We start from the raw sequence: 5,844 nt of genomic DNA, 5'->3' as shown, positions 1-5,844 counted from the left end.
GATCATCTCGGAACTTCTGGTCGGCGGCCTGATCGGCGCCATGACCAGGCTCTACATGGAAGCCCTGCGCTTCATGGGCTCGGCCATCGCCATGCTGGTCGGTTATGGCGGGACCGGCGGACCGGCGATCGAGGAGCCCGAACCCCAGGCAGCCCTTGCCGCAATCATCTCGTTCTCGGCGCTGTTGATGCTGTTCGTCTTCGATTTCGACCACGAGATAATACGCGCGCTGGTTTCCTCTTACACGGTCGCGCCGGTCAACGTCTTCTTCAACCCGCAGGCCGCCCTCGTCGATGTCACCGACACGGTGTCGGACACGTTCTTCCTGGTCATCCGCCTCGGCAGCCCGTTCGTCGCCTATGCCATTCTCGTCAATCTGACGATCGGCTTCGTCAACAAGCTGACGCCGCAGATCCCGATCTATTTCATCTCCCAGCCCTTCATCATCGCTGGCGGCATGATCATCTTCTATTTCGCCGTCGGCACCATGCTGTCGCTGTTCGTCGACGGCTTCGTCGATCTGACATTGGCGAGATAGAAATGAGCACGCGCAAGGACCGCCTCAAGAAGCTGGTCAAGGTTCAGGAACAGCTGAAGGCGCTGCACGAAACCCGCCACGCCACCTTCCTTGCGGCGGCCAGTGCCGCCGAGGCCGAGGCCAAGGAACTGGTCGGCCATTTCGATCAGGCCGATTCGCTCTCCGCCCTGTTTCCCGATCTCTACCATCGCCGCATTGCCCAGGCGGTGGTGCGCCAGGAAGCGAACCTGGCGAGCGCCAGGCAGGAAGCCAGCCTCATCGCCGCGGCGACCGCCCGCACCAACATGGTCGAGCGCGCCTACAAGGACGTACGCAACCGCGACGAACGCGAACGCTCCGACCGCGAGCGGCTGGACCTGATCACGCAGAAGCGGACGCAGGAGTAGCTGCGGGTATTGTGTACGCGAAGCGGACCCTCCAAGGTTCGGCTTTCCCGTAAACGCTTTACAGCCCGGTTTGGTAGCGCTACCGTTTCGGCCTAGCGTGAGCCTGGGAGGAGCCAGGGCTGTCGCTAGCGGAAGCGTTGTTCCTTCGACGACGTCGCGGGAATTGTTGGGAGGATCGATGGCGTCTGTCGCAATTGGCGAAGTTTATAAATCATTCGGCGCTGTCGAGATCCTGCATGGGGTCAGCGTGAACATCGAGGACGGCGAGTTCGTCACTCTGGTCGGACCGTCGGGCTGCGGAAAATCAACCCTTCTCAGAATGATCGCCGGCCTGGAAAAAATTTCACGCGGCCAGATCGCGATCGGCGAACGTGTCGTCAACAACGTTGCGCCCAAGGAGCGCGACGTCGCCATGGTCTTCCAGAACTATGCGCTCTACCCACACATGACCGTTGCCGAGAACATGGCGTTCTCGCTGATGCTCAAAGGAGTTTCCAAGCCGGAGAGCGATGCCGGCGTGCGCCGCGCGGCCGAAATCCTTGGGCTGGTGCCGTTGCTGGCTCGCTATCCTCGGCAGCTTTCCGGCGGCCAACGCCAGCGCGTCGCAATGGGCCGCGCGATCGTGCGTGATCCAGCGGTCTTTCTCTTCGACGAACCGCTGTCCAATCTCGACGCCAAACTCAGGGTGCAGATGCGCGCCGAGATCAAGGAACTCCACCAGCGCCTCAAGACCACGACAGTCTACGTCACTCACGATCAAATCGAAGCCATGACCATGGCTGACAAGATCGTGGTCATGCATGACGGCATCGTCGAGCAGATAGGGCCGCCGCTGGAACTCTATGACCGGCCGAACAATCTTTTTGTCGCCAGCTTTATCGGCTCGCCGGCCATGAATTTGCTGAGGGGCGAGATCGCTACCGACGGTTCACCCTCATTTCGCGGCGCTGGGGGGATTTCGGTCCCGTTGGTCTCGGCACTTTCCATCCGCAATGGCGAGCCTGTGGTGCTGGGAATAAGGCCAGAGCATTTGCGGCTGTCCGACGAGCAGGGCATTCCGGTCACCGTCGCGGTGGTTGAACCAACCGGGTCCGAAGTGCAGCTCATCGGCAGGACAGCCGGCGGCGAAGAGATCGTCGCGAATTTCCGGGAACGACATTCCTTCACGCCGGGCGAAACCATCCGGCTTACGGCCGAGCCCAGCCTTATCCATCTCTTTCACGCAGAAACCGGACAGAGATTCCAAACACGTACCGATCAGTAGGACCACAGGCAAGGACAACAAACAGGAGGAAACGAGCATGAAGTTCACCAGACGCGACGTGATCCGCACCACCGCCGGCGCGGCGGCGGGTGCCTTGGGAAGTCGGTTCATCAGCTCTCCGGCCCTTGCCCAGGACGGACTGAAATACAAACCCGAGGATGGCGCCAAGCTTAGACTGCTGCGCTGGTCGCCTTTCGTCCAGGGCGACGAGGACCAATGGCTGGCCAACACCAAACGCTTCACCGAGGCGACAGGTGTCGAGGTTCGCGTCGACAAGGAAAGCTGGGAGGACATTCGTCCCAAGGCGGCGGTCGCAGCAAATGTCGGCTCCGGCCCCGACCTGATGTTCGTCTGGTTCGATGACCCGCACCAATATCCCGACAAGCTGCACGACGTGAGCGAACTGGGCGACTATCTCGGCTCGAAATATGGCGGCTGGCACGAGGGACCTAAGCAATATGCGACACGCGACGGGAAGTTTGTCGGCCTGCCCCTGGCCACGATCGGCAATGCCATCGTCTATCGGGAAAGCTGGGTGAAAGAGGCCGGCTTTTCGGAGTTTCCCAAGGACACGAAAGGCTTCCTGGAACTTTGCAAGGCCTTGCAAGCGAAGGGACATCCGGCCGGCTTCACGCATGGTCATGGCGTCGGCGACGGCAACAACTATGCTCATTGGCTGCTGTGGAGCCATGGCGGCCAGATGGTCGACGAGAGTGGCAAGGTAACGATCAACAGCCCCGAGACCCTCAAGGCGATCGAGTATGCGCAGGAGCTTTACAAGACCTTCATTCCAGGCACCGAAAGCTGGCTCGACGTCAACAACAACCGCGCCTTCCTGGCCGGCGAACTGGGCGTGATCGCCAATGGAATTTCCGCCTACAACACGGCCAAGATCAACAAGGACAAAGATCCAAAGCTGGCTGAAATCGCCAAGGACATACGCACCACCAACCTTCCCATCGGTCCTGTCGGCAAATCCGTCGAATTGTTCCAGGTGACCACGGCTGTCATCTTCAATTACACGCCCTACCCCAACGCGGCTAAGGCGTATTTGCAGTTCATGTTCGAGGAACCGCAAATGAAGGACTGGATCACCTCCTCGGCCGGATATTGCTGCCAGACACTGAAGGCATTCGACAACAACCCCGTGTGGACTGCCGATCCCAACAACGCCGCTTACGCCAAGGCTTCGGCTACTCTGCGGCCTAACGGCTATGCCGGGCCGCTCGGCTATGCCTCGGCGGCAACCATGGCCGACTACGTGCTGGTCGACATGTTCGCCAAAGCGGTGACCGGCCAGGCCACGCCGCAAGAGGCAATGGAAGAGGCCGAGAAGCGGGCAAATCGCTATTATCGCGTTTGAGCCGGCTCAGCCGGGCAGCGCGGCTGCCCGGCTGGCATCGGATTGCGTCGCGGCCGATCCGGCCTATCAATGAGACCTCAGCAGGAGCCAACCCATGGCCGTGCCGTCAGCTGCTATCCAGCCGCGACCTTCGATCTTCTCACGGATTCTGTCGCGCTGGAGCGAAAGCCGGAACGCACTTGGCTTCGGCTTCATGCTTCCGGCGGCTGCACTGCTGCTTGTCTTCCTGACCTATCCGCTGGGGCTCGGCGTCTGGCTCGGCTTCACCGATGCCCGCATCGGCCGCCCCGGCATCTTCATCGGCGTCGAAAACTATGAATATCTGTGGAGCGACGCCGTCTTCTGGCTCTCCGTCTTCAACACCTTGCTCTACACGATCAGCGCCTCGATCCTGAAATTCGCGCTCGGCCTCTGGCTAGCGCTCATCCTCAACCAGAACCTTCCCTTCAAATCGTTCTTCCGCGCGATTGTCCTGCTGCCGTGGGTGGTGCCGACGGTGCTCTCGGCCATCGCCTTCTGGTGGATCTACGATTCGCAGTTCTCCATCCTGTCGTGGGCGCTCATGGAAATGGGACTGATCGATCACCGCATCAACTTCCTTGGCGATCCGGAGAACGCGCGCGCCTCGGTGATCGCTGCCAATGTCTGGCGCGGCATTCCTTTCGTGGCCATCACGCTGCTGGCCGGCCTGCAGACGATTCCCCAATCGCTTTACGAGGCCGCGACGCTCGACGGCGCCAGCCGTTGGCAGTTGTTCCGCTATGTGACGCTGCCGCTGCTGACGCCGATCATCGCCATCACCATGACCTTTTCGGTCCTGTTCACCTTCACCGATTTCCAGCTGATCTATGTGCTGACTCGCGGCGGGCCGGTGAATGCCACCCATCTGATGGCGACGCTCTCGTTCCAGCGCGGCATTTCCGGCGGCCAGCTTGGCGAGGGAGCCGCGATCGCGGTCGCGATGATCCCGTTCCTGCTAGCGGCGATCCTTTTCAGCTATTTCGGGCTGCAACGTCGTAAATGGCAGCAGGGCGGTGGAGACTGACATGGCCGCGATCGAAACGAACAATCGTCCGAACACGGATGAAGGCGGCATGGGCTATCTCCAGAGCCTGCCCCGGCGCGTGGTCACCGTTTATCTGCCGCTCCTGATCTTCGTCATCGTGCTGCTGTTCCCGTTCTACTGGATGACGATCACGGCGGTGAAACCCAATCTCGAGATGACGGATTATGCCAATTTCAATCCGTTCTGGGTCGTCAATCCGACACTCGAGCATATTCGGTATCTGCTCTTCGACACAGCCTATCCGGGCTGGCTTCTCAACACGATCATCATCTCGACCGCCTCAACTTTCCTGTCGCTGCTGGCGGCGGTGTTCGCTGCCTATGCGATCGAGCGCTTGAGGTTTTCCGGGGCGCGGCAGGTCGGCTTGGCGATCTTCCTGGCCTATCTCGTGCCGCCCTCGATACTGTTCATTCCACTGTCGGTAATGGTGTTCAACCTCGGGCTTTACGATACGCCGTTCGCGCTGATCCTCACCTATCCGACGTTCCTCATTCCATTCTGCACGTGGCTCTTGATGGGCTACTTCCGCTCGATCCCCTTCGAACTGGAAGAATGCGCGCTGATCGACGGCGCGAGCCGCTGGCAAATCCTGACCAAGATAGTTCTGCCGCTGTCGGTGCCTGGCCTGATTTCCGCCGGCATCTTCGCTTTCACCCTGTCATGGAACGAATTCATCTACGCCTTGACCTTCATCCAATCGTCCGAAAACAAGACCGTGCCGGTCGGCGTGCTTACCGAGCTCGTACGTTCGGATGTCTATGAATGGGGAGCCCTGATGGCAGGCGCGCTGATCGGCTCCCTGCCGGTGGTGGTGCTCTATTCATTCTTTGTCGAGCACTACGTCTCGTCGATGACGGGGGCGGTCAAGGAGTGAAGCTGAGGCGGAAATCCCACCCTCGGCGGACCATCGAAGCAAGCTCGTGGGTGCCAAGCTGATCGTCAGCTTCCGGCCAAAGGCGACGATGGAAAAATCTGCCGGATGGCGCGAAGCCGGCAGCTTCGATCCGATCCGCGCACTCCGCTCCCTCTCCTTCCCGCAAGCCTGCCACAAGCTTGTTGAGGCATGGTCTGGCTAAGGAAAACCGGTAAAAGGCGGACTTTCTTGGCGATTTCTCCACCCAGCGACATCGTTATGGATGTGGCCCGAGCCGCCGACCCGGCGGATATCGAGACCGCCCGCGCCGCGCTGGCAAAGCGGGCCGGCGGCTCGGGCCACATCCATAACGA

At 60.4% G+C, this 5,844-nt stretch carries 7 protein-coding genes and 1 pseudogene; all 8 read left to right on the top strand.

Annotated elements, in window-relative coordinates:
- Nucleotides 1-538, top strand: a 538-nt coding sequence (locus tag EOD15_RS27055; RefSeq protein ID WP_127409004.1) for a flagellar biosynthetic protein FliR, incomplete at its 5' end; no start/stop codon positions are given.
- A gap of 2 nt (nt 539-540) precedes the next feature.
- The gene (locus tag EOD15_RS27050; protein WP_127271285.1) at nt 541-924 is read left to right on the top strand and encodes a hypothetical protein; all 384 of its coding nucleotides are present in this window, start codon (nt 541-543) and stop codon (nt 922-924) included.
- 178 nt (nt 925-1,102) lie between these two features.
- On the top strand, nt 1,103-2,188 hold the full coding sequence (gene ugpC, locus EOD15_RS27045) for a sn-glycerol-3-phosphate ABC transporter ATP-binding protein UgpC (protein ID WP_127320763.1): 1,086 nt from the start codon (nt 1,103-1,105) through the stop codon (nt 2,186-2,188).
- A gap of 37 nt (nt 2,189-2,225) precedes the next feature.
- Nucleotides 2,226-3,551 carry an ABC transporter substrate-binding protein gene (locus EOD15_RS27040; protein WP_127320764.1) on the top strand — a complete coding sequence of 442 codons (1,326 nt, stop codon included), beginning with the start codon at nt 2,226-2,228 and terminating at the stop codon, nt 3,549-3,551.
- A gap of 94 nt (nt 3,552-3,645) precedes the next feature.
- Entirely contained in the window at nt 3,646-4,596 is a 951-nt protein-coding gene (locus EOD15_RS27035) for a sugar ABC transporter permease (protein WP_127271702.1), read from the top strand.
- A gap of 1 nt (nt 4,597) precedes the next feature.
- The gene (locus tag EOD15_RS27030) at nt 4,598-5,491 is read left to right on the top strand and encodes a carbohydrate ABC transporter permease (protein ID WP_127320765.1); all 894 of its coding nucleotides are present in this window, start codon (nt 4,598-4,600) and stop codon (nt 5,489-5,491) included.
- 46 nt (nt 5,492-5,537) lie between these two features.
- Nucleotides 5,538-5,693 carry a hypothetical protein gene (locus EOD15_RS35960; RefSeq protein WP_164761744.1) on the top strand — a complete coding sequence of 52 codons (156 nt, stop codon included), beginning with the start codon at nt 5,538-5,540 and terminating at the stop codon, nt 5,691-5,693.
- Between the two features lie 26 nt (nt 5,694-5,719).
- Nucleotides 5,720-5,844, top strand: a pseudogene (locus EOD15_RS36990) (flagellar biosynthesis protein FlgJ); the annotation flags it as partial.

The organism is Mesorhizobium sp. M7A.T.Ca.US.000.02.2.1 (assembly GCF_003996995.1).
In the GTDB taxonomy this organism is placed as follows: Bacteria; Pseudomonadota; Alphaproteobacteria; order Rhizobiales; family Rhizobiaceae; genus Mesorhizobium.
Note: the sequence above shows the minus strand (reverse complement) of the source record. Positions and strands in the feature narration are given on the sequence as shown.